This window comes from Actinomadura sp. NEAU-AAG7, from assembly GCF_018603865.1.
Lineage (GTDB): Bacteria > Actinomycetota > Actinomycetes > Streptosporangiales > Streptosporangiaceae > Spirillospora > Spirillospora litoris.
In genome coordinates this window covers 160,014-184,256 of record NZ_JAHFZY010000009.1, presented here as the reverse complement: position 1 = coordinate 184,256, position 24,243 = coordinate 160,014, and the positions used below count along the sequence as shown (strand labels likewise).

Here is a 24,243-nt window from a genome sequence, read left to right as displayed (position 1 = left end):
TCGCGGTCGCGGCGCCCCCGGATCCGGTACAAAAGTCGGATGGACGTCATCGCACTCGATGATCCGACGGACGCGCGGATCCGGCAGTGGCACGACGTGCTCATGGCCGTGCACACCGCCGACTCCCCGGGCGACCCGGCGCCCGAGCCGGAGCAGACCGCCGAGCGCCTGCTCGGCGGTTTCGGGTCCCGGCAGCGGCTGTGGGGGATCGAAGGCGAGGACGCCGGGCTGGTCGCCGTCGCGGCGCTCCGGCTGCCCGGCGAGGCGGGCGCCGTCCGCCCGGCGGAGATCGACATCCGCGTCCGCCCCGAGTACCGGCGGCGCGGCCTCGGCCGCCGCCTGATGGCCGCGGCCGCGAACGGCCTGCGCGCCGACGGCCGCACCAGCGTGATCGCCCAGGTGCTCGCGGGGACGCCCGCCGTCCCGTTCCTGGAGTCGCACGGCTTCGAGTGCGTCCTGACCCTGCGGGGCATGCTGCTCGACCTGGCCGACCTCCCGCCCGGACTCGTCGCCAGGCTGCTGGCCGAGGCCCCGGCCGGGTACCGCCTCGTCCGCTGGAGCGGCGTCGTCCCCGACGAGCACGCCTCCGCCCTCGCCCGGGTCAAGACCGCCATGGCCGACCTCGCCGAGTACGAGGGCACCCCGTGGGACGCCGACCGCGTCCGCGAGATGGCCGAGCTGGTCGCCAAGCGCGGCGACGACCTCTACACCGTCGCCGTCCTGGACGGCGACGCGATCGCCGGTTTCACCGAGGTCGTCGTGCCCCTCGGCGCGGCCGGACGCGCCGCGCAGTACGACACGGCCGTCGCCCCAGAGCACCGCGGCCGCCGCCTCGGCATCCTGGTCAAGGCCGCGATGCTCCGGTGGCTCGCGGAGGAGCGCCCGGACGTCCGCGAGATCGAGACCGACAACGTCGGCGACAACACCCCCATGCTCGCGGTCAACGAGGAACTGGGCTTCCGCGTCGAGCGGGAGTCCCGCGAGTACCAGGCCGCCGTGAGCGCCCTCCCCTGACGCTTTCCACAGAACGGCGTTCCAGTAGGCGGGGGCCGCGGGGACGGCGAGGGTTGGTGTCGGAGCGCGACCGGAGGGGGCGCGCCCGGACACCTGGAGGCGGCCCTCATGGGCGAGCGGCTCATCCTGCACCTTCCCGAGACGGTGACCACGCGTTTCCTGGTCGCCACCGACGCGCGGACCGTCCCGGGCCCCGACTACCTGGCGGACGCCGTGGGCGGCGGCGGGGGCCTGTCCCGGGCAGCGGCCACCCTCGTGGGGACACCGGCGCTGACGATCGAACACACACCACCCGGCACGTGCCGGGACCGGCTGCGCACCCTGGGCGGCGCCCCGGACCGCTTGGCGGAGCTGATAGGCGCCGCCCGACATCTAGCGGTCACCACGGTCGCCGACCCCGCCGGCCAGCCCCGGCACGCGCAGGCGACCCGCCTCCTGGCCCGCACCCTGGCGGCGGCGACGGGCGGGGTGGCGGCCGACCTCGACTCGTCCCGGCTGCTGCCGGTTGACGAGGGGCCGCCCACCGAGCCGGACCGGTTCGTCCCGGGACGCGACTGGGTGTCGGTCTTCATCGCCTCCAGCGAGGGCGGCCCGTCACTGCGGGTGGAAACGGCCGGGCTGCACCGCTTCGGACTCCCCGAGGTCATGGCCGGGCCCGTGCCCTACGCGAGCATGCTCACCGCGGCCAACCTCGTGCGCGGCCTGGCCTGGCAGTTACTGGCCGAACACACCGGATGGGCGTCCGGGGCCGCCCCGGGCCGCATCCGCCACACCGCCGCCGAACGGGTGGTCCGCGCGGACGACGTCATGCGCTTCTGGGGAACGAGATCGTCCGGCGGCGGAGCCTTGCCCCTCACGCTCGACTGGACGGCGAGCACGTGCCCCGGCTGCGAGCGGGCCCTCAAGGTCCTCCCACCCGGCGCCGACCCCCCGACCTGGTGGGCCGAGACGGCAGCCGAGGCGATGCCGAAACTGGTCCACGCCGTCCCCGACCCCTGACCACCAAGTCCCACCTCCGACCCGAAGGGCACAGCTCCACGTCCGGGGCCCTGGGGCCGCGCTGCGCGGAGCGGGGGGTGGGCCGTGCTGCGCGGAGCGGGGGGTGGTTTCGGGTGATCGGAAAATGCGTTGCCGCTCGCGGGGGTGGATCGGCACTCTGATGGGGGCTTCCGGGAAATGCCCGGAGGGCAGAGAATTGCCGGACCATTCCTTTGTAGTTCAACGGCAGAACGCCGCACCGTTAATGCGGATATCCAGGTTCGAATCCTGGCGGAGGAGCGGCACGCGGGCTTGGAGGTGACCCGGTGAACGTGCTCGTGCTGAACGCGTCCTACGAGCCCTTACAGAAGGTGGACCTGCGGCACGCCATCCGCATGCTGGTGCGCGAGGTGGCCGTCGTCGAGGAGGCGGAGGAGGGCCGGACCATCGGCCGTTTTCCCGTGCCGCGGGTCCTGAGGCTGGTCAGGTACGTCGCGATGCGGTGGCGGCACGGCAGGCGCCCGCCGTGGAGCAAGCGCGGGGTGTACCTGCGCGACCTGGGCCGCTGCGGCTACTGCGGCAAGCGCGGCAACACGATCGACCACGTCCACCCGCAGTCGCGCGGCGGCGGGGACACCTGGGAGAACACCGTGCTGGCCTGCGGCAGGTGCAACAACCGCAAGGGGAACCGGACGCTCGCCGAGGCGGGGCTCCGGCTGCTCTGGGATCCGCGTGTGCCGCGCTGGGAGGAACTCGTCGGGGGATGACCCGCCCAGCGCCGCGGGGGAGGGGCCGGGCCGCCCGCGGGGCGGCCCGGCCCCTGAGGCGTGTGACGTTCGCGTGACTCTATGTGTTTTTCGAAGCTTATGAGGTGAAATGGGTGATTGTGGTAGCGTGCCGCCAATCTTGAGGTTGGTTATCTAGGAGAGATCTTTGGCGGCCCTCGATCCCCCCGGCAGCACCGCGAGCGGAAGGCCGGAGCCCCCGCCCGGGCGCCGCAGGGCGGCGCGGCGCCTCACGGCGCTCGTCCTCGCCGTGGGGGTGTCGGCGGCGCTGCCGCCCGGCCCCGGGTCCGCCGCGCGCGCCCCCGAGGCGCCGAAGAAGGATCTGAAGAAGGAGTACGCGAAGCTCCAGAAGCGCGCCGAGAAGCTCTCGAAGGAGTACCGCGGCGAACTGGTCTCCCTGGAGCAGGCGAAGAAGGCCGCCGAGCGCGCGGGCGTGGACGCCGAGCGCGCCGGCCAGGACTACGAGACCGCCCGCGCCGACGTCGCGAGGCTGGCCTCCACCACCTACATGACCGGCCGCCTCGACGTGACCTCGATCGTCACCTCGAACGAGCCGTCCGGCGCCATCCGCGACGCCGGCATCATCGAGCACATCAGCCGCAACAACGGCCGCCGCGTCCAGAACCTGGAGGCGCTGAACGCCAGGGCGACCCAGTCCCGCCGCACCGCGACGTCCAAGCTCGACGAGGTGCGCCGCGAGATCGAGGACCTGGAGGGCCAGCGCGCCCGCGTCAAGAAGCTGCTCGCCAAGTACAAGCCCGAGGCGACCAAGACCAAGGCGCCCACCGGCGGCGGGCGCCCGGACGGCGCGAGCGGCGCCAAGTCGCCCATCGTCGGCAACTCCATGACGGCCCGCATGCGGACCGCCCTCCTGGCGATCGACGGCAGGTTCGGGCCGTTCCCCACCATCGGCTGCGCCCGCCCCGGCGACCCGCAGGACCACGGTTCCGGCCGCGCCTGCGACTTCATGGAGAGCGCCGGCGGCAAGATGCCGAGCGCCTCCGCGCAGGCCCACGGCGACCAGGTCGCCCAGTACGTCATCAGCAACGCGTCCCGGCTCGGCATCAAGTACGTCATCTGGCGGCAGCGCATCTACGACATGCGCGGCAGCGGCGGATGGCGCCAGATGGAGGACCGCGGCGGCATCACCGCGAACCACTTCGACCACGTCCACGTGTCGGTCCTCTGACCCGCCGCCGCGCCCGAGCCCCGAGGCGGGGCACCGGCTAAATCTCCACGGTGGTGTTGTCGCGGGCGGAGCGCAGGGCCGCCTCGATGACCTCCAGGCCGGTGATCGCGTCCGCGATCGTGACCGGCGGGGGCGCCTCGCCGCGCAGGGTTCGGGCGACGGCGGCGTAGAAGTCCTGGTAGGCGCCCGGGTCGGTGGGTTCGGGGCGGTCCTCGCCGGGGGTGCCCAGGCGTCCGTAGGACGAGGGCGGCGCGACGCCGTAGCCGGGGTCGAGGGGCGTGCGCCCGGCGCGGAGCGCGGCCTCCTGGCCGTCCATGCCGCCGACCGTGTAGGACGCGCGGCTCCCGAGGACGCGGAAGCGCGGGCCGGGGTCGGCGGCGGTCGCGCTGATCCACAGGTGCGAGCGGACCCCGCCCCGGTGCGTGAGGGCGAGGAACACGTCGTCGGGCACGGCGGCGCCCCGGCGGCGCGCGTCGATCTCGGCGTAGACCCGCACCGGGCGGCCGAACAGCGTGATCGCCTGGTCGATCAGGTGGGGGCCGAGGTCGTGCAGCACGCCGCCCGCGTCGCGGGGGTCGCCGCTCTCCTTCCAGCCGGCGCGCACCTCCGGGCGCCAGCGCTCGAACCGCGACTCGAACCGCAGGACGTCGCCGAGCGCGCCGGAGGCGGCCAGCCGGTACACGGTGCGGTAGTCGCCGTCCCAGCGGCGGTTGTGGAAGGGGATCACCGGCAGGCCGCGGACGGCGCTGAGCGCCGCGAGCGAGCGCGCGTCGGCCGCGGTCGCCGCGACCGGCTTGTCCAGCACGACGGCGACGCCCGAGGTCAGCGCCGTCCGCGCCAGCGGGACGTGCTGCCGGTTCGGCGCCGCCACCACGACCAGGTCGTAGGCGCCCGAGACCTCCCAGAGCCGGTCGGCGCCCGCGAGGACCTTGGCATGGGGGTGGCGGTCCCGGACGGCCTGCTGTCGCTCCGGGTTCCCCGTGACCACCGCGGCCAGCCGCATCCCCGGCACCGAGGCGATCAGCGGGGCGTGGAACACCGAGCCGCCGGTGCCGTAGCCGATCAGCGCAACACGCAGGTCCATGCCCGCATCATGACCGATCGCGGCCCGCCGCGGGGGCGGCGGGGTGCGGACCACCTGGATCGACGTAGGCTTTGGGCGGGGATGTACGGATCGAGGGAGACGCGGTGTCCAAACCTGTCCTGCTGACGGTCGACGACGATCCGGGCGTGTCGCGGGCCGTCGCCAGGGACCTGCGCCGCAGGTATGCCGGTTCGTACCGGATCGTCCGCGCGGAGTCCGGCCCGCAGGCCCTGGACGCGCTGGGCGAGCTGCGGCTGCGCGGCGACGACACCGCCATGCTGCTCGCCGACCACCGGATGCCCGAGATGACCGGCGTGGAGTTCCTGGAACGGGCCATGGACCTGTTCCCGTTCGCCCGCCGCGTCCTGCTGACGGCCTACGCCGACACCGACGCCGCGATCCGCGCGATCAACATCGTGGACCTCGACCACTACCTGCTCAAGCCCTGGAACCCGCCGGAGGAGAAGTTCTACCCGGTGATCGACGCGCAGCTCGACGCGTGGGAGCGCGCCGACCGGCGGATGCCCGGCGAGCTGCGCGTGGTCGGGCACCGCTGGTCCGCCCGCTCCTACGAGGTGCGCGACTTCCTCGCGCGCCACCAGGTGCCCTACACCTGGCTGCTGGACGGCGATCCGGAGGGCGCGGAGCTGGTCACGGCGGCCGGGGAGCCGGAGCTGCCGCTGGTCGTCACCTCGGACGGCGCGGTGCTGTCGGCGCCCTCGGACGCGGAGCTGGCGGGGGCGATCGGGCTGCCGACCACGCCCTCCACCGGGTTCTACGACCTGATCGTGGTCGGCGGCGGCCCGTCCGGGCTGGGCGCGGCGGTCTACGGGGCGTCCGAGGGGCTGAAGACCGTGGTCGTCGAGCGCCGCGCGCTCGGCGGCCAGGCGGGGCAGAGCTCCCGCATCGAGAACTACCTCGGCTTCCCCGACGGCGTGTCGGGCGCGCAGCTCGCCGACCGGGCCCGGCGGCAGGCCGACCGGTTCGGCGCCGAGCTGCTCCAGGCGGGCGAGGTCACCGCGCTGGAGTCGCGCGGCACCGCCCGCGTGGCCCGGCTGTCGGACGGCGCGGAGATCGCCGCGCACGCCGTCATCCTCGCGACCGGCGTGTCGTACCGGCGGCTGTCCGCGCCGGGCGTGGACGACTTCGTCGGACGCGGCGTCTACTACGGCGCCGCGCTCACCGAGGCGCCGTCCTGCGTGGACGAGGAGGTCGCGATCGTCGGCGGCGCCAACTCCGCCGGGCAGGCCGCGGTGCACCTGGCCAAGTACGCCAAGAAGGTGCACATCATCGTCCGGGCGGACGGCCTGGAGAGGTCCATGTCGCACTACCTGGTCGAGCAGATCGCCGCCACGCCCAACATCGAGGTGCACACCGGCAAGACCGTGTGCGGCGCGGAGGGCGCCGACCGGCTGGAGCGGCTCACCGTCCAGTGGCCGGGCGGGCTGCGGACGATCGACGCGCACTGGCTGTTCGTGTTCATCGGCGCCGAACCGGGCACCGGCTGGTTGGACGGCTACGTCGAGCGCGACGCGCGCGGCTACGTGCTGACGGGCCCCGACCTGGTCGCCGGGGGCCGCCGCCCGGCCCGCTGGCCGCTCGCCCGCCAGCCCTACCACCTGGAGACCAGCGTCCCCGGCGTGTTCGCCGCGGGGGACGTCCGCTCGGAGTCGATGAAGCGCGTCGCCTCCGCCGTCGGCGACGGCGCGATGTCCGTCGCCCTCGTCCACCGCTATCTGGAGCAGGCATGACCGAATCGGGCCGGGGCGCGGGCACGGCGACGCCGGAGGAGCTGCGCGGGCTGTTCCTCTTCGAGGACCTCGACGAGGAGAAGCTGGCCTGGCTCTCGGTGTGCGGGGCGGTCGAGGAGCTTCCGGCGGACGGCGTGATCTGCGCGCAGGGCGAGCCCGCCGAGTTCCTGTACGTGCTGCTGGACGGCGAGATGGTGATGTCCCAGAACGTCCGGGGCCACATCGTCGAGATCAACCGGACGTCGCGGGCGGGGACCTACGGCGGCGCCGTCCAGGCGTACCTGGACGACCAGATCGAGCAGAAGTACCAGCACACACTGCGGGCGACGCGGCCGAGCCGGATCTTCGTGCTGCCCGCGCGCAAGTTCGGCAAGGCCGTCCGCAAGTGGTTCCCGATGGCGACGCACCTGCTCGCGGGGATCTTCTTCGGGATGAGCAACCTGCGCCGCACCGTCGACCAGCGCGAGCGGCTGGCCGCGCTCGGCACGATCACCGCGGGGCTGACCCACGAGCTGAACAACCCGGCGGCGGCCGCCGCGCGGGCCAGCGCGGAGCTGGGCGACCGGCTGCTCGGGGCCCAGCGGAGCCTGGCCGACCTCGCGGCGCGCGGGGTCGACTGCACGCATCTGGGCGCGCTGGTGTCGCTGCGCCCGGCGCTGCCCGGCGCGCCGGCCGGGCGGCGGAGCCCGCTGGAGGTCAGCGACGCCGAGGACGAGCTGGGCGACTGGCTGGAGGAGCACGACGTCCCGGACGCGTGGGAGCTCGCGCCCGGCCTGGTCGCCGCCGGGGTCGGCATCGAGCAGGCCGAGCAGGTGGCGGAGGCGGCGGGCGCGCACCTGCCGGCGGCGGTGCGGTGGCTCGCCGAGGTGCTGGAGGTCGCCCAGCTCCAGGCGGAGATCTCCGAGGCGACCGGGCGGATCACCGCGCTGCTGGACTCGGCGCGCCAGTACTCCCAGCTCGACCGCGCCGCCTACCAGCGTGCCGACCTGCGCGAGCTGATCGAGAGCACGCTGACCATGCTGCGCCGCAAGATCGGCCCGGACGTGGCGGTGAAGACCGACTTCGACGCGGACCTGCCGCCGGTGCCCGTCTACGCGGCGGAGCTGAACCAGGTGTGGACGAACCTGATCGTCAACGCGCTGTACGCGATGGGCGGCGAGGGCACCCTCACGGTCCGGACGGCGCGCGAGAACGACCACGCGCTGGTCGAGATCGGCGACACCGGCGTCGGCATCCCCGAGGAGAACCTCACCCGGATCTTCACGCCGTTCTTCACCACCAAGCCGGTCGGGCAGGGGACGGGCCTCGGCCTCGACATCTCCTGGCGGATCGTCGCCGACCGGCACGGCGGCGACATCCGGGTGGAGTCGCTGCCGGGCGACACCCGGTTCCAGGTGCTGCTGCCGCTCACCGAGCCCGACCTGCCCGACCAGTAGCCGGGGCGCCCCGGAGGGCGGCTCAGTAGGACTGGAGTTCCAGCAGGTTGCCGTCGGGGTCGCGCAGGTGGGCGGTGCGCAGGCCGGGCCCCCAGTCGGGCCGGTCCTGCGGCGCCGTGACGGCGTCGGCGCCGAGGTCGCGGAGGGCCTTGGCGGCGGCGTCCACGTCGTCCACGCGGAAGACGAGCATGGAGCGGTCGCGGCCGACCGCGGCGGGCAGGTGGGCGGTGCCGACGGTCCCGGCGATGCGGGCGCGGCCCATCAGGACCAGCAGGCACTCGTCCTTCAGGTCCCAGTTGGCGTACTCGGCCTCGGGCAGCAGCTTCACCGGCCGGATGCCGAGCAGTTCCTCCAGCGCGTCGGTGTAGAAGCGGGCGCACCGGTCGAAGTCGTCCACCAGCAGGCGCGGGTAGAGGGCGTCCATCTCGTGCTCCTATTCGTGGGAGTCAACCAATTATTGGCGATCCCCTACGATAGCCCCCATGGACGATGACGACGCCGGGGGTCTGCCTCCGCGCCTCCTCGGGATCACGACGTACGTGCTGGCGCGGGTCGCGCGCGTCGGCCGGGAGCGGATGCGCCAGATGATGGCCGAGCACGATCTCGGCCTGTGGCACTTCGCCGTCCTGGCCGCGCTGGACGACTCCGGCCCCGTCTCGCAGCGCGACCTCGGAGCCCGGCTGCGCGTCGACCCGAGCGACCTGGTGGAGGTCGCCAAGCGGCTGGAGGGCGCCGGGCTCGTCCGGCGCGACCGCGACCCGGCCGACCGCCGCCGGTACGCGGTCGCGCTGACGGCCGCCGGTCGCGCCGAACTCGACGCGGTCACCGCCCGCGCGGCGGGGCTGGACGCCGCGCTCCTCGCGCCGCTCGACGCGGGGGACAGGGCGGCGCTGGAGCGCATCGTCCGGGTCCTGCTGGCGCACCACGACCCGCCGCCCGCCGTGCCGCCCTCCGAGGGGCCGGGGGAGACCGTCAGTCGAAGAGGTCGGGCTGCTCCCGGACGATCTGGTCGTGCAGCGGCTGGTAGTTGATCCAGCCGACCAGGTCGTTGCCGATCTGCTCGTGGGTGCGGACGGCGTTGTCGTGCTCGATCGGGACGACCGGCCCGGCGGCCTGCGCGAGCAGCTGCACCTGGCACGAGCGTTCCATCGTGATGAACCACCAGGCGGCGGCGTCGACGGTGTCGCCGACGGTCAGCAGCCCGTGGTTGCGCAGGATGACGGCCTTGTGGCCGCCGAGGGCGGCGGCGATGCGCTTGCCCTCCTCCAGGTCGGTGACGACGCCGGTGTAGTCGTCGAACAGCCCGTGGTCCTGGTAGAACGCGCAGACGTCCTGGGTGATCGGCTCCAGCCTCCGGCCGAGCGCCGACAGCGCGCGGCCGTGCGTGGAGTGGCTGTGCGCGGCGGCCACCACGCCCGGCCTGGCCTGGTGGATCCGCGAGTGGATCGCGAACGCGGCCTCGTTGACGTGGTAGCGGCCCTCGACGACCTTTCCCTCGTGGTTGACGAGGATCAGGTCGCTGACGCGGATGTGCTTGAAGGACATTCCGAACGGGTTGACCCAGAAGTGGTCGGTGCGCTCGGGGTCGCGGGCGGTGATGTGCCCGGCGACGCCCTCCTCGAAGCCGAGCCTGCCGAAGATCCGCAGCGCCGCGGCGAGGCGCTCCTTGCGGTGCCGCCGCTCGTCCGCGACGTCCTCGAAGCTCGGCGGCAGCCGGAAGATCAGGTCGGTGGAGAGTTCGTCGAGGAACTTCTCGTCATCGGACATCGGCGGACTCCTTGGCTCGGCTTCCCTCCAGAGAACACCGCCGCGGCGACCGGACGCTAGGGGAGGGCGGCCCAACGACCACCCGCCCGGTTGTCCGCAGTGGACAACGACGGCGCAGAATGGGGGCATGGAGCCCGGTGAGGGCGACCGCTTCCTGCGGTTGCTGATCGAGCGCGGCGCCGACCCGGCGGTGCTGGAGGCCACGGTCCGCGCGGCGCGGGGCAGGTCGGCACCGGTCGCGGCGCTGCCGGAGGAGGAGACCAGGCGGCACGCCCGCGCGCTCGTCCGGGGCGTCGTCGCGGCGCTGGAGACCGGCGGCCCCGGCGCGGACGTCCTGGCGGCGGCCGAGCGGCTCGGCGCGGACCGGGCGCGCCAGGGCGTGCCGGTCGCGGCGTTCCTGGACGGCTTCCAGGCGGGCCGCGCCCACCTCGTCCGGACGCTCGTCGCGGACGGGCGGCGCCTCGGCGTGCCGGAGCACCTGCTGCTGGACGGCGTCACCCGCGTGGACGAGATCACCACCGCGCTCGTCCACCGGATGGTGCACGCGCACCGGGTCGCCGAGCTGGAGACGGCCCGGACGGCCCGCGAGGCCCACGTCCAGACGCTCCGGCGGCTCCTGCACGGGGAGCCGGCCCCGGCGCTCGCGCCGCTCGACCCGGCGGGGGCCTACCACTGCGTCGTCTCCGACGTCAGCGACCCGGCGGTCGCCGCGCGGCTGGAGGCGCGCCTCACGGCGGCGGGCCCCGGCCTGTGCGGGCTGGTCGACGGGCGGTTCGCCGCGCTGGTCGCCCGGCTTCCCCTCCCGTCCGGGGACGGCCCGCTGCTGGTGGCCGCGCCGCCCACCGCGCCCCGCGACGTCGCGCCGGTGTACGAGCTCGGACGCCGCGCGCTGCGCGCCGGGACGGCGGCCGGGCTGCACGGCATGCGGCACCTCGCCGACCTCGCGCTGCCGACCGCGACCGCGGCCGAGCCCGCGCTGGGAGGCCTGCTGGCGGACGCGCTCCTCGGCGGCCTCGACCCGCGCGACCCCTTCCACCGGGAGCTGGCCGCGACCGCGCTCGCCTACCTCGACCACGGCGGACGGATCGCGCCGACCGCCGCCGCGCTGCACGTCCACGCGAACACGGTCAAGTACCGGGTGCGCCGCGTCCAGGAGCTGACCGGCCGCCCGCTGCTCGATCCTCCGGCGGGCGCGGCGGTGACGCGCGCCGCGAACTGGTGGTGGGCGCTGCGGCACTGGCTGTCCACCGGTTGAGGGAGCCGGTTGAGGGAGCATGGCCGGGTCCGGGCGAAGGGGGGCGCGGCCGGGCGGCCGCGGACGGGATCATGGGAGGATCGGGGCACCGAGAGGAGATCGCCGATGCCCTACGTCCTGCTCGCGCTCGCCATCGCCTTCGAGGTCACCGCGACGCTGGCGATGCGCGGCTCGGAGGGCTTCACCAGGCTCGGCCCGGCGGCGATCGTCGTGGCCGGGTACCTGATCTCGTTCGTGTTCATGGCCAAGGCCCTGACCTCGCTGAACGTCGGGCCGGTGTATGCGATCTGGTCCGCGCTCGGCACGATCGGCGCCTTCGCCGGCGGCGTGCTGCTGTTCGACGAGCCGGTGCGGCCGCTGACGGTCGCCGGTGCGGTGATCATCGTGCTGGGCGTGATCGTGATGAACCTCGGCGGCGGCGTGAGCCAGGGCTGACCCGGCCGGTCGGGTCAGAGTGCCTCGGGGCCGGTGGTGACGAACTGCGGCTCGAACCGGCCGGCGAGCAGCTCGGTGGGCGAGCAGCCCGCCAGCGCGCGGACCTCGCGGTTGAGGTGGGCCTGGTCGTAGTAGCGGCAGGCGACGGCGATGTCGGAGAGGGTCGCGCGGCCCGTGCGCATCAGGTCGACCGCGCGCTGGAACCGCAGGACGCGCCCCATCACCTTGGGCGGCAGCCCCGCCTGCTCGTGGAACCGGTGGGTGAGGTGCCTGCGGCTCCAGCCGACCTCGTCGGCGAGCCGGGCGACGGACGCGGTGCCCCGGCTGCGCGCGAGCAGGTCCCAGGCGCGGGCGACCTCCGGGTCGGGGTCGGGCCCCTCCTCCAGGCGGCGCAGCAGGAACCCGTCGAGCAGGTCGAAGCGCTCGCCCCAGCCGGGGGCGGCGCCGAGCCGCTCGACGAGGCGGTCGGCGGCCGGACCGAGCAGGTCGGCCAGCTCGACGGCGGTGTTGGTGACGCGCGCCATCGGGACGCCGAACAGCGTGTAGGCGCCGAGCGGGGTGAGGTCGAGGTGGATGCCGCGCTGCCCGCCGGGATGGACGTAGCCGCCGTGCCCGTCGTGCATGCCCGCGACGAACGACCCGTACTCGCGGCCCTGGACGCCCGGGTCGGGGACCTCCAGGAACAGCGGCGGCCCCAGGTTCACGATCACGACGGCGGTGCGGGTCGGGAGGGTGCGCATCCGGCTCGGCCGGACGTCCCGCTCCCAGTAGCCGACATAGGAGCGCAGGAACGGCCGCAGCGCGGGATGCGGGCGGTCCCGGGCCCGCCACCAGCCGCCCTGGTCGGTGATCTCGAACGGCCTGTCACTCATCCCCCCAGTACTACCATCCGCCCCAAAGGGGACATGTCAGGACTGCCCGGCGGGTGGAATGGCCGTTTCCGGCGAGAAACGTGGTTCCGGGACGGGCCGGGGCGATGATCTCCCCATGCGATCACGTCCCATCCCGGTGCTCGCCCTCACCCTCGCCCTCTCCGCATCCGGAGGGGCGACGGCGGCCGCGACACCCCACGCGTCCCCGTCCGCGCCGACGGCGGCGTCCGCGCCGGCGCTCACCGACCCCCGCCCCTGCCCGAAGCAGCCGGGCTTCACCTGCTCGACGCTGACCGTGCCGCTCGACCACCGCGCACCGCGCAAGGGCACGGTGAGGTTGCAGGTCGCGACGGGCGGGAACGTCACCGCGCCCAAGGGCGTGCTGCTGTTCCTGACCGGCGGCCCCGGGCAGCCCGGCGTCCCGTTCATCTCGCGCATATCCCAGCAGCGGATGCCGGAACTCGCCAAGAACTACCGCTTCGTCACGATCGACCAGCGCGGTACCGGCGAGTTCGGCGCGATCGACTGCCCCCGGCTCCAGGCCGAGGTCGGCGGCACCGACATCGAGGCGCCGAGCCCTGGCGCGGTCGCCGAGTGCGCGGGCATCCTCGGCGACCGGCGGCACTACTTCACGACCGAGCAGACCGTCGGGGACCTCGACCTGCTGCGCCGCGCGCTCGGCGTCCAGACGATGACGCTGGACGGCGTCTCCTACGGCACGATGACCGCCGCGAGCTACGCGGCGTTCCACCCGCGCAACGTGCGCAGGCTCGTCCTGGACTCGGTGCTCCCGCACGTGGACCCGCAGGGCGACGACATGCTCTACCTCACCGGCCTGCGGGCGACCGCGCGCGTCCTGCGGGACGCGTGCCGGACGGCCCCCGCCTGCGGGTTCGACCCGGCCGAGGACCTGGCCTGGCTGGCCCGGCACCGCGCCGACCACGTCCGCATCTGGGACATGCTCGTCGGCTATGAGTTCTCCGACCCCACCTACCGCGACCCCGACCCGGCCGGATTCCCCGCTGGATCCGGCGACGTGGTGTCGGCGTTCCACGAGGCTCGGCACGGGAACCCGGCGCGCCTCGACCGGCTCCTGAAGCTGCTCGACTCCGGCGGCGACGACCCCGCCGGATACAGCGCGGGCCTGCACGTCGCCACGATCTGCGGCGACGGCCACTTCCCGTGGGGCACCTCCGAGGCGCCGCTCGCGGGGCGCCAGGCGAGCCTGGACCGGACGCGCCGGCACCTGCCCGCCCGCGCGACCTGGCCGTTCACGGCCGCCTCCGCCGCCGGCAACGGATTCGTGCAGGACTGCGTCCACTGGCCGCCGGCGCGGCACACCGCCGAGCCGAGGCGGCTCACGCTGCCGCCCGTGCCGGTCCTGCTGCTGAACGGCGACCGGGACCTGTCCACGCCGCTCGAATGGGCGCGGGAGGAGCTGCGCTACGCGCCGCGCGGCGAGCTGGTGGTCGTGAAGGGCGCGGCCCACTCCATCCAGAACCGCGAGCGCGGGACGCGGGGCCGCGAGGCGGTCTACCGGTTCCTCAACGGCTGACCCTCAACGGCTGAGCTCGGCCGATCCCGCGTCGCGGTCGGCCCCTGGGCTGGTGGGGGCCGACCGCGGCGCGGCGGTCATCATGTTTCGAGGATGTGGTCCAGGAGGCTCCGGTAGGAGCGGAGGGCCAGGCGCAGGCGCTCGGTGTCGGGCGTTCCGTCCCCGCCGGAACCGAGGGGCTCCGACAGCTTGCGGCGGTGCTCGGCGAGGGCCCGCGCCAGGGCCTCGGTGATCTCCTCCGCGAGGCCGTCGGCCTTGCGGACGGCCTCGGCCGGATCGTCCACGAACCCGGCCTGGACGCGGTGCCAGCGCTCCTTGAACCGGCCCGCCTCGGCGGGGTCCAGGAGCCCTGCGGGCTGCCTGTCGGGCTGCTCCGCGGGCGGCCTACCGGTCTGCCTGCCGGTCTGCCTGCCGGACTGCCCCGCGGACTGCTCCGCGGGCGGGCCGGAGGGCGTCGGCTTCGGGACGCGCAGGTCGGGCGCGGTGTCCCGGCCGGCCTCCACGTCCGCCCCGGCGGGCTTCGGCGGGGGACCGGCGACGTGCGCGTCGCCGGCGGCGGGCGGGGCGGTGATCCCGGTCGCGCGGGCCCGCTCGCCCGCGGCCGCTCGTGCGGGGGTCTCGTTCGTCATCGCGCGGTCAGCTCCTCGGGGTCTCGGCGACGCCGTGGCCCGCCGGTACGGCGAGGAGGTCGTCGAAGAGGGCGCGGTAGTGGACCATGGCCTGCCGCAGGTCCTCGGTGGTGGCCTGCCGGCCCTGGGCGCGCTCGCTGATCTCGCGGCCGCGCCGGTAGTGGTCCAGGGTGCGGGCGTGCTCCACCGACAGGTGGGCGGCCTGCTCGTCGAAGCCGCGCGTGGGGTAGCCGCGCTCGCCCAGCACCACGGTGACGAGGCGGTCCGCCTCCTCGACGGCCTCCTGCGGGGCGTCGACGAAGCGCTCCTGGACGCGGAGCCACTGCTCCTTGTACTGGTCGCGCCGCTCGGGCGCCAGGTCGTGCAGCTCCAGGTCGCGGTGGGCCTGCTCGCGGGACCTCAGCTCCCGCTCGGCGGCGGCGCGGCCGCCATGGGCCTCCAGCGCCCGGTCGTACTCCGGGCCGAAACGCCGCTTGAGCCGCTGGGTGCGCGACCACGTCCAGGCGAGGTACGCGACGGCGGCGATGATGACGACGGCGATGACGACCATGATGACGGTCGGCATTGTTCCTCCAACATCCGTGGGGTCGGACGCAACGCCGATGCCCCCACAGACGCGGTCGAAACGGTCACCCTCCCGGCCGGAAGGCGCAGACGAGGTCCCCGATGCGCCGCCGGTCGCCGTATCCGGCCTGGTCGAGCAGCCGAAGCGCGCGCCGGTCCCGGGGTGTCACGCAGGCCACGCTCACCCCCACGCGCCGGAGCGCCGCCCGCATCTCCTCGGCCGTCGGCTTCCGGCTGTAGGGGGAGCGCACCGCGACGCTCAGCATCTGCCGGTCGGCGATGAAGTGCGGGGGCGCGGGGATCATCGACAGGTAGTGCGGGTTGGGGTTCGCCGCGTGCACGCGCGCGGTCAGCATCGGCACGGCCCGCATGTACACCACCGGCATCAGCACGACCGTGCCGGGTCTGGCGGCGCGGACCACCTCGCGCGCCGTCCCGACCTGCTCGGCGGGCACCTTCCAGGACGGCCGGTCCGCGACGGTCGAGCCGCTCGCCTGCGACCACACCGGCGTGCCGCCCACGACCAGCGCGACCGCGAGCGCCACGGCGGGCGCCGCGGCGGCGGCGACGGCCGCCGCGCGGGACCGGAGGACGTCCGGGACCGGCACGGAGGCGAGCAGGCCGACCAGGGCGGGCGCGGGGACGATCCACATCGTCCGCCACAGCACCTGCCCCGCGTCCGTGGCCCGCGCGGCGGCCGTGAGCACCCCGGGCAGGACGAGCAGCGTGAGCAGCGCCGCGATGCCCATCCCGACGAGCGCGGGGACGCCGCGCCGGGCCGTCCACGGGGACAGCCACAGCGCGCAGCCGCCGAGGACGCCGAGCGTCCCCTGGAGCAGGACCCACTGGTAGCTGACCGGGCCGTCGTGGACGGCGCCCTCCACGATCGTCTTGCCGTGCAGCAGCACCACCCCGAGCCCGGACGCGATCGGGTACGCCGCCGCGACGCACGCCGCCAGCGCGGTGCGGATCCGTCCGGCGGCGAGCAGCGGCAGCACGGCGGCGCCGACCGCCAGCGGGATCACGAACGCCGCCGACGAGGTCAGCCCGACCGCCGCGATCCCGGCGGCGCCGAGCAGCGCGAGGTCCCCGCGCCGCCGCCGCTCGGCCCACCGGGTGAGGTAGACGTACAGCAGCGGGATCAGCGCCGACACCATGACGGCCTTGCCCTGCCACATCCGCAGCAGGTGGAAGGCGCCGAGCGAGGCGCGCGACTCGCCCGCCCACAGCAGGTAGACGGCGGCCACCGCGAAGCAGAGGGCGGCGCGGCGCGGCGTCCACGCCCGCACCAGCCGCCATAGCGACCACACCGCGAAGAACGTGACCAGCGGCAGCACGCCGTACCACAGCAGCGAGGACGCGGGGACGTGCAGCACCCGCGCCAGCGCCCCGGCCAGCACCTCGAACGACGACACGGGCGGCTCGCCGGCGATCTCGTCCGTCGCCCCGGCGCTGAAGATGACGTCCTTCAGCGGGATGCGGCCCGTCGCGGCCGTCGCCACCGAGCGGGACACGAAGTAGGCGTCGTCGCCGTCGGTGTTGACGATGAACAGCGACGCGATCGCGAACCCGGCGCCGGTGAGGAGGGCGAGCGGCGTCCCCCAGCGCAGGTCCGCGTCGTCGGTGCCGTCCGCGTCGGGTCCGGGCGCGGGGTCCGGGTCGCGCGGGCCCGGACGGCTCAGCAGCCACGCGCCGGTCGCGGCGACGGCGACCAGTCCCGGCAGCCACGCGCACCACCACGGCACCCCGGACGGGTGCAGCCCCGCGCACACCCCCGCGACCAGGCCCGCCCCCACCGCGACGGCCGGAAGGGCCCGCCGGACGGGCCCGGGACGGTCGCGCCAGACCGGCTCCTCGGTGTCGTGCCAGAGCGGCCCGACCGCCCACCACCCCGCGCGCCGCGCGTACAGGGCGCCGAGCACGGCCGCCGCCGCCGACCACGCGACCAGCAGCGCCGTGGTGGGCGGGTCGAGGAGCAGGCCGGCGTGGTAGACGAGCGTCCACACGGCGAACAGGACGACGGCGCCGTCGGTGAGGCCGTCGACGAGCCCGGTCGCCCTCCGGGCCGGCGAGCGGCCGCCCTCGGATCCGCCGATGACCCGCTCCGTCAAGTCGATCACTTGTCCCCCGTGTGCGCGCGTGTGCCGCTCTCGCCTTTGTATCCGCCGAAGAGTCTCCGGGCGTTCACAGGCGCGCCGCCGAATATTCTGATCTTGGTTAGTTCGACGCCCGGTAGGCCACGGGAGTTTACGGCCCTGGTGAAGCGGCCGTCGTCGAACGGCTGACGTGGGGCGATCGTGCGGAGGCGGGCGCCGGTGCGGTCACCTTCGCCCCGCGTACCCCGGAATCACCCTGTGATGCGACAAGTCCGGAATCACTGCGATGCTCCGTTTCGGCGTGTTCTGATGGTCCGGTACGCGAGCCACGCCCGCCCGGCGCGGGCGCGTCCAGAGGGATGTGATGCGCGGTGCGCCATGCGTTCGGCTTCGTCCTCGGCGTCCTGCTGACCCCCGCGCTGGTCTACGGCGCGGCCTGGGGCTACGCGCAGGCGGGCCGGTCCTTCGACGGGACGGGCCAGGAGATCACCGACCGCACCCGCATCTACGGGGCCTTCGCCCTGCTCGCCGCCGTGGGCCTGGTGATGGGCGTGGTCATCGTCGCGCGGTGGGCCTCGCCGCTGGTCTCGCTCGTCCCGGCGCTGGCCCTGCTCGGCGTGTCCGCCTACTTCCTCGTGGACCCCGGGCGCGTCCTCGACCTGCCGGGCAAGGTGCCGCCCTCCGGCGACATGGACTTCGGCCTGCGCATGCTGCTCGGCTCCGGCGTCTACGGGATGATGGGGTTCGCGCTGCTGATGCCCACCTGGGCGCCGCGCCGCTGGGGCTCGGCCCACGCCGACGAGGACGTCTTCGACTCCGACCACTACTCGACCATCGAGCGGTGATCCGGCCGCTCCGGCGGACCGCTTGGGGGGCCGTCCTCCCAGGGGAGGTCGGCGGGGCACGTGTAGGCGTGGTCGCCCCGGTAGAGTCCGGCGAGCACGTCCTCGATGCCCGCCTCCCGGAGCGCGATGTCGCGGACCTCGTGCCGCCGCGCCAGCGCCGCGACCACCGTCGCCGCGTTCGCGGCGCTCGGCAGCCGCAGCCACTGCCGCGGCCCCTGGACCCGCTCGGCCTCGATCCGGCCGAACTCCGGGTCGTCCAGCACGATCGGCGGCCCCGGGCGGGCCAGCTCGGCCACCAGCACCCGGTCGGCGTCGACGGTGCGGCGCAGCTCGTCCAGCCCGCCGTCGTAGGCCAGCCGCCCGTGGTCGATGATCAGCACCCGGCGGCAGAGCCGCTCGATGTCGCCGAGGTCGTGCGTGGTCAGCAGGATCGTGGTGCCGCGCTCGGCGTTGATACGTTCCAGGAAGTCGCGGACGGTCGCCTTGCTGACCACGTCCAGGCCGATCGTCGGCTCGTCCAGGACGAGCAGCTCCGGATCGTGCAGCAGCGCGGCGGCGAGGTCGCCGCGCATCCGCTGCCCGAGGCTGAGCTGGCGGACCGGGGTGTCCAGGAACGGGTCCAGCTCCAGCAGCTCGGACAGCTCGGCGAACCGGGCCCGGTGCGCGGCGGGCTCCACCCGGTACAGCCGCCGGACGAGCGTGAGGCTGTCGCGCAGCGGCAGGTCCCACCACAGCGTCGTCCGCTGCCCGAACACGACGCCGAGCCGGCGCGCGAGCGAGGTGCGCCGCCGCGACGGGTCGAGCCCGCACACCCGCAGCGTCCCCGACGACGCGGTGAGGATCCCGGTCAGCATCTTGATCGTCGTGGACTTGCCCGCGCCGTTCGGGCCGAGGTACCCGACGAACTCGCCGGGCTCGACGGCGAACGACACCCCGTCCACCGCGCGGAGCGTCGTCCGGCCCCGCCGCCGCAGGCCCCCGGTCCGCGTCCGGACGGTGAACGACTTGACGACGTCCTCGGCCTCGATCATCGGCACCGGCCTCAGCTCCCTGTCGATCGGTAGTGCCGCAGCCCCGCCCGCCACGCGACCGCCGCGGCCGCGCACACGGCGGCGGCGACCGCCGGGGACGCGAACCGCGCCGCGCCCGGCAGCGCGAGCGGGTCGGGGCGGTCGAGCACGTACAGCGCGGGCTGCCAGTTGACGAACGCCAGCGGCACGACGAACGTCACGCCGCGGACGAAGTCGCGGGCGAACACGGTCATCGGGTACTGGGTCAGGTACGCGCCGCCGTAGGTGAGCGACTTGGTGGCGCCGTGGCTCTCGACCAGCACGAACTGCACCGCGCCGCCCAGCACCCACAGGCCCGCAAAGATCAGCGCCCCGCACAGCACCATCATCGGGACGAGCGCCAGCCGGCCCGGCGTCCACGGCACGTCCGCGTTCGCCAGCGCGAGCGTGAGGATCGTTCCGGCCGGGAGCAGCTTGCCGAGGCGGCGGGGCGAGAAGTCCTCCGTGGCGACCTGGATCAGCGGGCTCACGGGGCGGACGAGCATGGCGTCCAGCGTCCCCTCCCGCACGTGCTGGCCGAGCCGCTCGGTGCCGCCGAGCAGGATGTCGGAGATCGCGAACGACAGCGCGCTCGTCCCGTACAGGAACAGGACCTCGGACGCGCCGAACCCGGCGATGCGCGGCGCCCGGGTGAACAGCAGCCCGATCGCCGCCGCGTCCAGCCCGCTCACGACGGCGGTGGCGGTGGCGAGCAGCACCATCGACACCGGGTACTGGGCCGCCGCGCGGATCCACGTCCACGCCAGCAGCGCGTAGGTCGCCAGCGGACGCGCCGCCGCGCGGCCCGCCTCAGCCACCGCGGATCACCTCAGCCACCGTGGATCACCAGCTTGCGCCGCGCCGCCCGGGTCAGCAGCGCTCCCGCGGCGAGCAGGGCGGCCGCCCACGCCGCCTGGAACGCCAGCGCGCCGAGCAGGTCGGTGCCGGTGTGGCGGCCGAGGAAGACGTCGGCGGGGACCTGGAGCTGCGCCGCCCACGGCAGCGCGTGCGCGACGTCGCCGAGCCGCCCGGGGAAGACGACGAGCGGCAGGGTCATCCCGGAGAAGAACAGCGACATCACCAGCATGACCGCGTTCAGCCCCCGGTCGTCGTGCAGCCAGAACATGCCGAGCGCCACCACGTAGCGCAGTCCGAACCCCACCAGCGCGCCGAGCAGCACCGACGCCGCGAACGCCGCGAGGCCCGCCGGGCCCGGCCAGCTCAGCGGGAACACCAGCGCCCCGGCCAGCAGCGGCGGCCCGCCGCGCAGCACCAGCGACCCGGTCGCGCGGCCGAGGTCGTCGGCCAGCCACCAGCCCTGGAGGCCGACCGGGCGGTGCAGGTCGATCGCCACGTCACCGGTGCGGATCCGCTGCGCGAGGTCCATGCCGCCGAAGATCTGGAGCGGCCCGATCAGCGCCTGGGTCAGGAAGCAGAACGTGACGGCGTCGTTCACGTCGTAGCCGCCGAGGACGGGGCGCTCGTGCCAGAGCGCTATCAACACATAGGCCCGCATGAACCCGAACCCGGTGTTGGTCAGGGCCTCGGCGAGCGAGGCGGCCGCATAGGCGGTGTGGCGACGGAACCCGTACCACCACACCCACGGAAGGACCCCCACCCGCCGAGACCCTAGGGCGGATCACCGCCCGGATCCACGTAATTTCACACAGACCGTCCGGAGCCGGTCAGCCGTCCGGCGCCGGCCCCGGCCGGTCCGTGCTCAGTACGCGTTTCCGCTCTTGCCCGGGTCCTGCTCAGCCCTTCGGAAGCTCGGGCTTGGTGGGCGAGTAGATCCACTCCTTGAAGAACTGCGTGAGGTCCTGGCCCGACACCTTCTGGGCCAGCGCGGTGAACTGCTCGGTGGTGGCGTTGCCGTGCCGGTGCTGGGCGACCCACGTCCGCAGCAGCGTGAAGAACTTGTCGTCCCCGATCCTCTCGCGGAGGAACTGCAGCGCCATGGCGCCGCCGCTGTAGACGCGGGCGTTGAACATGGTGTCGCGCTGCGGGTTCGCGGTCACGACCGACCAGAACGGGCTGCCCGGCGCGTCCGGGAACGGCCGGGAGTTGTAGGTCGCGCGGGCCGCGTCGTGGACGGTGGCGCCGCCGTGCTTCTCGGCCCAGTACCAGCCCGACCAGGACGCGAAGCTCTCGTTCAGCCAGACGTCCTGCCAGCGCTGCGGCGACACGCTGTCACCGAACCACTGGTGCGCCAGCTCGTGCGCGATCGTCCCGGTGTTGCGGACGGCCGAGTACACCGGCTTGCCCTGCGTCTCCAGCGAGAACCCGAGCGGCTGCCCGTTGAAGCGCGCGTCGTCGCCGATCGCGCCGGTGGTGCTGAAGGGGTAGGGGCCGAAGGTCTTGGCCCACAGGTCGGTGGCCTCGCTGGTGGTGCTGTAGAAGAAGTTCAGCGCGTCCGGCTGGGCGGCGAGCAGCGCGGGGTCGACGGCGGTGTAGTTGCGCAGGCCGCCGGGCGTCCGGCCCTCCCTGATCTCCCACTTGCCGATGTCGATCGTGGTGAGGTAGCTCGCCATCGGGCTGTCCTCGCGCCACTTGAACACGCTGGCCTCCGCGGCCGAGCGGCGGCGGCTGAAGGACGCGACCGTGTTCTCGGTGCCGGTGAGCAGGCCGTTGGCGACGACCCGCAGGCCCTTCGGCACCGCGATCTTGTAGTCGTAGGTGGCCTTGTCGCTCGGGTGGTCGTTGACCGGGAACCAGGTGGACGCGCCGTTGGGCTCGCCGCCCACGAACGCGCCGTCGGGGGTGTGCAGGAACCCGTAGGGCGAGCCGAACACGATCGGGGAGCCCACGATGGTCTGCGGCACGCCGCCGTAGGTCACGACCGCCGTGAACGTCTTCCCCTTCCGCAGTCCCTTGCGCGGCGTGATGATCAGCTCCTGCCCGCGCCGCTTGTAGTCCGCCTTCTGCCGGTTCACCTTCACTCGGTCGACGTCCAAGCCGGACAGGTCGAGGTCGAAGCTCGACAGGTCCTGGGTGGCCTTGGCCGTGATCGTGACGGTGCCGTCGAGCTGGTCGTAGTCGGGGTCGTAGCGCAGGTCGAGCGAGTAGTGCTGGACGTCGTATCCGCCGTTGCCCTCAAGCGGGAAGTAGGCGTCGCCGACGCCGGGGGCGCCGGGTGTGTAGCGGCCGTTGCCCGCCGCGGAGGCGGGGGCCGCGAGCGCGACGACGCTCACGGCGGCGACGGCGAGCGGCAGCATTCGCCCGGGGGTCGCCCGGGGCGTCATGAACCGGGGGTGGCGCAGCGCCATCTGAGGATCCTCTCGTGAGTGATCACTAGCGTGCCTAATTTGCCCGGATCAATGGCTGTTGTCGAGGAAAGTGCCGAATCTGGCCTTCCAGATGTGGCCGCAGGTGGGAACGTGCCAGAAGGCCCCCGCGGGTGTAGGTGCGCGGGGGCCTTCGGTTCGGGGGAGGCCGGACCCGGTGTGGTCCGGCCTCGTACGAGGCGGTCAGCCCGTCAGGCCGACCCGTGAGGTCAGCCCAGTGAGGTCAGCCCAGTGAGGTCAGCCCAGTGAGGTCAGCCCGTCCGGGCGGCTCGCCGGGTCAGTGGAACTGGCCCTCCTCGGTCGAGCCCTTCAGCGCCGTGGTGGCGGAGTCGGGCGCGATCGCGGTGCTGACCAGGTCGAAGTAGCCGGTCCCGGCCTCGCGCTGGTGCTTGACGGCCGTGAAGCCCTTGTCCGCCGCCGCGAACTCGCGCTCCTGCAGGTCGACGTAGGCCGTCATGCCCTCGCGGGCGTAGCCGTGCGCCAGGTCGAACATCCCGTAGTTCAGGGCGTGGAACCCGGCGAGGGTGATGAACTGGAACTTGAAGCCCATGTGGCCGAGCTCGCGCTGGAACTTGGCGATGGTCGCGTCGTCCAGGTGCGCCTTCCAGTTGAAGGACGGCGAGCAGTTGTAGGCGAGCATCTGGTCGGGGTACTCGGCCTTGACCGCCTCGGCGAACCGGCGGGCCTGCTCCAGGTCCGGCGTGCCGGTCTCCATCCAGATCAGGTCGGAATAGGGCGCGTACGCCCTGGCGCGGGCGATGCAGGGCTCGATGCCGTTGCGGACGCGGTAGAAGCCCTCGGCGGTGCGCTCACCGGTGAGGAACTCGCGGTCGCGCTCGTCCACGTCCGTCGTGATCAGTGTCGCGGCCTCGGCGTCGGTCCGCGCGATGATCAGGGACGGGACGTCCGCGACGTCCGCGGCGAGGCGGGCGGTGTTCAGCGTCTTCACGTGCTGCGAGGTCGGGATCAGCACCTTGCCGCCGAGGTGGCCGCACTTCTTCTCGGAGGCGAGCTGGTCCTCCCAGTGCACGCCCGCGGCGCCCGCGGCGATCATGCCCTTCATCAGCTCGAAGGCGTTCAGCACGCCGCCGAAGCCCGCCTCGGCGTCGGCGACGATCGGGGCGAGGAAGTGGGTGTCGCCCTCGCCCTCGGCCCACTGGACCTGGTCGGCGCGCAGCAGCGCGTTGTTGATCCGCCGCACGACCGCCGGGACGGAGTTGGCCGGGTAGATGCTCTGGTCGGGGTAGGTCTGGCCGGCCAGGTTGGCGTCCGCCGCGACCTGCCAGCCCGACAGGTAGATGGCCTTGAGCCCGGCCTTGACCTGCTGGACGGCCTGGAGCCCGGTCAGCGCGCCGAGGGAGTGGACGTAGTCCTCCTCGTGCAGGAGCTTCCAGAGCCGCTCGGCGCCGAGGCGCGCGAGCGTGTGCTCCTCCTGGACCGATCCGCGGATCCGCACGACGTCCTCGGCCGTGTAGCTCCGCTCGACGCCGGCCCAGCGCTCGTCGGTGTCCCACCTGTTCTGCAGCTCGTCGGCTGCGCCCTTGAGGCGACTGTCGCTCATCTGCTTGCCCTTCCGTGTCGTCCCCTGGGTGCTTGGCACGACTATGCCCCGGTCACACGGCCTGAAGGTGACGGCCATGGCAGAAGAACATCAA

The 24,243-nt window shown here is 74.0% G+C and carries 23 protein-coding genes and 1 tRNA gene; 12 read left to right on the top strand and 12 right to left on the bottom strand.

The genetic code is table 11. The features are described 5' to 3' along the window. The first annotated feature begins 39 nt into the window (after positions 1-39). From KLI87_RS34630 to KLI87_RS34610, 5 genes are all read left to right on the top strand, one after another. On the top strand, positions 40-1,014 hold the full coding sequence (locus KLI87_RS34630) for a GNAT family N-acetyltransferase (protein WP_156220527.1): 975 nt from the start codon (positions 40-42) through the stop codon (positions 1,012-1,014). A 108-nt stretch (positions 1,015-1,122) separates the two neighbouring features. Beyond that, the gene (locus KLI87_RS34625) at positions 1,123-2,013 is read left to right on the top strand and encodes a hypothetical protein (RefSeq protein ID WP_214620401.1); all 891 of its coding nucleotides are present in this window, start codon (positions 1,123-1,125) and stop codon (positions 2,011-2,013) included. 208 nt (positions 2,014-2,221) lie between these two features. Beyond that, positions 2,222-2,292, top strand: a tRNA-Asn gene (locus tag KLI87_RS34620). A 26-nt stretch (positions 2,293-2,318) separates the two neighbouring features. Beyond that, a complete protein-coding gene (locus KLI87_RS34615; RefSeq protein WP_214620400.1) occupies positions 2,319-2,759 on the top strand; it encodes an HNH endonuclease in 441 nt (146 codons plus the stop codon). Positions 2,760-2,925: 166 nt separating this feature from the next. Beyond that, the gene (locus tag KLI87_RS34610; protein ID WP_214620399.1) at positions 2,926-3,966 is read left to right on the top strand and encodes a hypothetical protein; all 1,041 of its coding nucleotides are present in this window, start codon (positions 2,926-2,928) and stop codon (positions 3,964-3,966) included. Between the two features lie 37 nt (positions 3,967-4,003). On the opposite strand, the gene KLI87_RS34605 is transcribed toward KLI87_RS34610, so the two are convergent. Then, positions 4,004-5,050 (bottom strand): Gfo/Idh/MocA family oxidoreductase, encoded by a 1,047-nt coding sequence (locus tag KLI87_RS34605; protein WP_156220529.1) that lies wholly within the window; start codon positions 5,048-5,050, stop codon positions 4,004-4,006. A gap of 104 nt (positions 5,051-5,154) precedes the next feature. Here KLI87_RS34605 and KLI87_RS34600 point away from each other — a divergent pair, with 104 nt between their 5' ends. Together KLI87_RS34600 and KLI87_RS34595 are read left to right on the top strand one after the other, a co-directional pair. Continuing rightward, positions 5,155-6,801 carry an FAD-dependent oxidoreductase gene (locus KLI87_RS34600; protein WP_214620398.1) on the top strand — a complete coding sequence of 549 codons (1,647 nt, stop codon included), beginning with the start codon at positions 5,155-5,157 and terminating at the stop codon, positions 6,799-6,801. After that, positions 6,798-8,237 carry an ATP-binding protein gene (locus KLI87_RS34595; RefSeq protein WP_156220531.1) on the top strand — a complete coding sequence of 480 codons (1,440 nt, stop codon included), beginning with the start codon at positions 6,798-6,800 and terminating at the stop codon, positions 8,235-8,237. Before KLI87_RS34600 ends, KLI87_RS34595 begins: the two co-directional genes overlap by 4 nt. Before the next feature lie 22 nt (positions 8,238-8,259). Here the strand turns inward: KLI87_RS34595 and KLI87_RS34590 are convergent, their stop codons facing one another. Beyond that, positions 8,260-8,661, bottom strand: a complete 402-nt coding sequence (locus tag KLI87_RS34590) for a VOC family protein (protein ID WP_214620397.1) — start codon at positions 8,659-8,661, stop codon at positions 8,260-8,262. Between the two features lie 58 nt (positions 8,662-8,719). Between KLI87_RS34590 and KLI87_RS34585 the strand changes: the two genes are divergently transcribed. After that, positions 8,720-9,268: a MarR family winged helix-turn-helix transcriptional regulator gene (locus KLI87_RS34585; RefSeq protein WP_156220533.1), complete on the top strand. Its 549-nt coding sequence runs from the start codon at positions 8,720-8,722 to the stop codon at positions 9,266-9,268. Here KLI87_RS34585 and KLI87_RS34580 read toward each other — a convergent pair. Further along, a complete protein-coding gene (locus tag KLI87_RS34580; RefSeq protein WP_156220534.1) occupies positions 9,210-10,004 on the bottom strand; it encodes a class II aldolase/adducin family protein in 795 nt (264 codons plus the stop codon). The two genes, KLI87_RS34585 and KLI87_RS34580, sit on opposite strands and share 59 nt — an antisense overlap. Before the next feature lie 127 nt (positions 10,005-10,131). Between KLI87_RS34580 and KLI87_RS34575 the strand changes: the two genes are divergently transcribed. Continuing rightward, entirely contained in the window at positions 10,132-11,259 is a 1,128-nt protein-coding gene (locus KLI87_RS34575; protein WP_214620396.1) for a helix-turn-helix domain-containing protein, read from the top strand. Between the two features lie 105 nt (positions 11,260-11,364). Beyond that, positions 11,365-11,694 carry a multidrug efflux SMR transporter gene (locus KLI87_RS34570; protein ID WP_214620395.1) on the top strand — a complete coding sequence of 110 codons (330 nt, stop codon included), beginning with the start codon at positions 11,365-11,367 and terminating at the stop codon, positions 11,692-11,694. Positions 11,695-11,708: 14 nt separating this feature from the next. Here KLI87_RS34570 and KLI87_RS34565 read toward each other — a convergent pair whose 3' ends face one another. Then, positions 11,709-12,566 carry an AraC family transcriptional regulator gene (locus KLI87_RS34565; protein ID WP_156220536.1) on the bottom strand — a complete coding sequence of 286 codons (858 nt, stop codon included), beginning with the start codon at positions 12,564-12,566 and terminating at the stop codon, positions 11,709-11,711. Between the two features lie 115 nt (positions 12,567-12,681). Here KLI87_RS34565 and KLI87_RS34560 point away from each other — a divergent pair, with 115 nt between their 5' ends. After that, positions 12,682-14,121, top strand: a complete 1,440-nt coding sequence (locus KLI87_RS34560; protein ID WP_214620394.1) for an alpha/beta fold hydrolase — start codon at positions 12,682-12,684, stop codon at positions 14,119-14,121. An 80-nt stretch (positions 14,122-14,201) separates the two neighbouring features. Here the strand turns inward: KLI87_RS34560 and KLI87_RS34555 are convergent, their stop codons facing one another. From KLI87_RS34555 to KLI87_RS34545, 3 genes are all read right to left on the bottom strand, one after another. After that, complete coding sequence (locus KLI87_RS34555; protein ID WP_214620393.1) at positions 14,202-14,750, bottom strand: hypothetical protein; 549 nt, start codon at positions 14,748-14,750, stop codon at positions 14,202-14,204. 7 nt (positions 14,751-14,757) lie between these two features. Further along, the gene (locus KLI87_RS34550) at positions 14,758-15,315 is read right to left on the bottom strand and encodes a hypothetical protein (protein ID WP_156220539.1); all 558 of its coding nucleotides are present in this window, start codon (positions 15,313-15,315) and stop codon (positions 14,758-14,760) included. A gap of 64 nt (positions 15,316-15,379) precedes the next feature. Then, on the bottom strand, positions 15,380-17,434 hold the full coding sequence (locus tag KLI87_RS34545; RefSeq protein ID WP_214620392.1) for a DUF6077 domain-containing protein: 2,055 nt from the start codon (positions 17,432-17,434) through the stop codon (positions 15,380-15,382). 347 nt (positions 17,435-17,781) lie between these two features. Here KLI87_RS34545 and KLI87_RS34540 point away from each other — a divergent pair, with 347 nt between their 5' ends. Beyond that, on the top strand, positions 17,782-18,255 hold the full coding sequence (locus tag KLI87_RS34540; RefSeq protein WP_214620391.1) for a hypothetical protein: 474 nt from the start codon (positions 17,782-17,784) through the stop codon (positions 18,253-18,255). Here KLI87_RS34540 and KLI87_RS34535 read toward each other — a convergent pair. The 5 genes from KLI87_RS34535 to aceA all read right to left on the bottom strand — a co-directional run bounded on the left by KLI87_RS34535 (position 18,234) and on the right by aceA (position 24,149). Then, entirely contained in the window at positions 18,234-19,286 is a 1,053-nt protein-coding gene (locus KLI87_RS34535) for an ATP-binding cassette domain-containing protein (protein WP_156220705.1), read from the bottom strand. The genes KLI87_RS34540 and KLI87_RS34535 overlap by 22 nt on opposite strands. Before the next feature lie 11 nt (positions 19,287-19,297). Further along, positions 19,298-20,122 (bottom strand): ABC-2 family transporter protein, encoded by an 825-nt coding sequence (locus KLI87_RS34530; protein ID WP_308166428.1) that lies wholly within the window; start codon positions 20,120-20,122, stop codon positions 19,298-19,300. Between the two features lie 11 nt (positions 20,123-20,133). Beyond that, a complete protein-coding gene (locus KLI87_RS34525) occupies positions 20,134-20,922 on the bottom strand; it encodes an ABC-2 family transporter protein (protein ID WP_214620390.1) in 789 nt (262 codons plus the stop codon). A 136-nt stretch (positions 20,923-21,058) separates the two neighbouring features. Then, on the bottom strand, positions 21,059-22,570 hold the full coding sequence (locus KLI87_RS34520; RefSeq protein ID WP_214620389.1) for a M1 family metallopeptidase: 1,512 nt from the start codon (positions 22,568-22,570) through the stop codon (positions 21,059-21,061). Between the two features lie 295 nt (positions 22,571-22,865). Further along, positions 22,866-24,149 (bottom strand): isocitrate lyase, encoded by a 1,284-nt coding sequence (aceA, locus tag KLI87_RS34515; RefSeq protein ID WP_214620388.1) that lies wholly within the window; start codon positions 24,147-24,149, stop codon positions 22,866-22,868. Positions 24,150-24,243 lie beyond the last annotated feature (94 nt).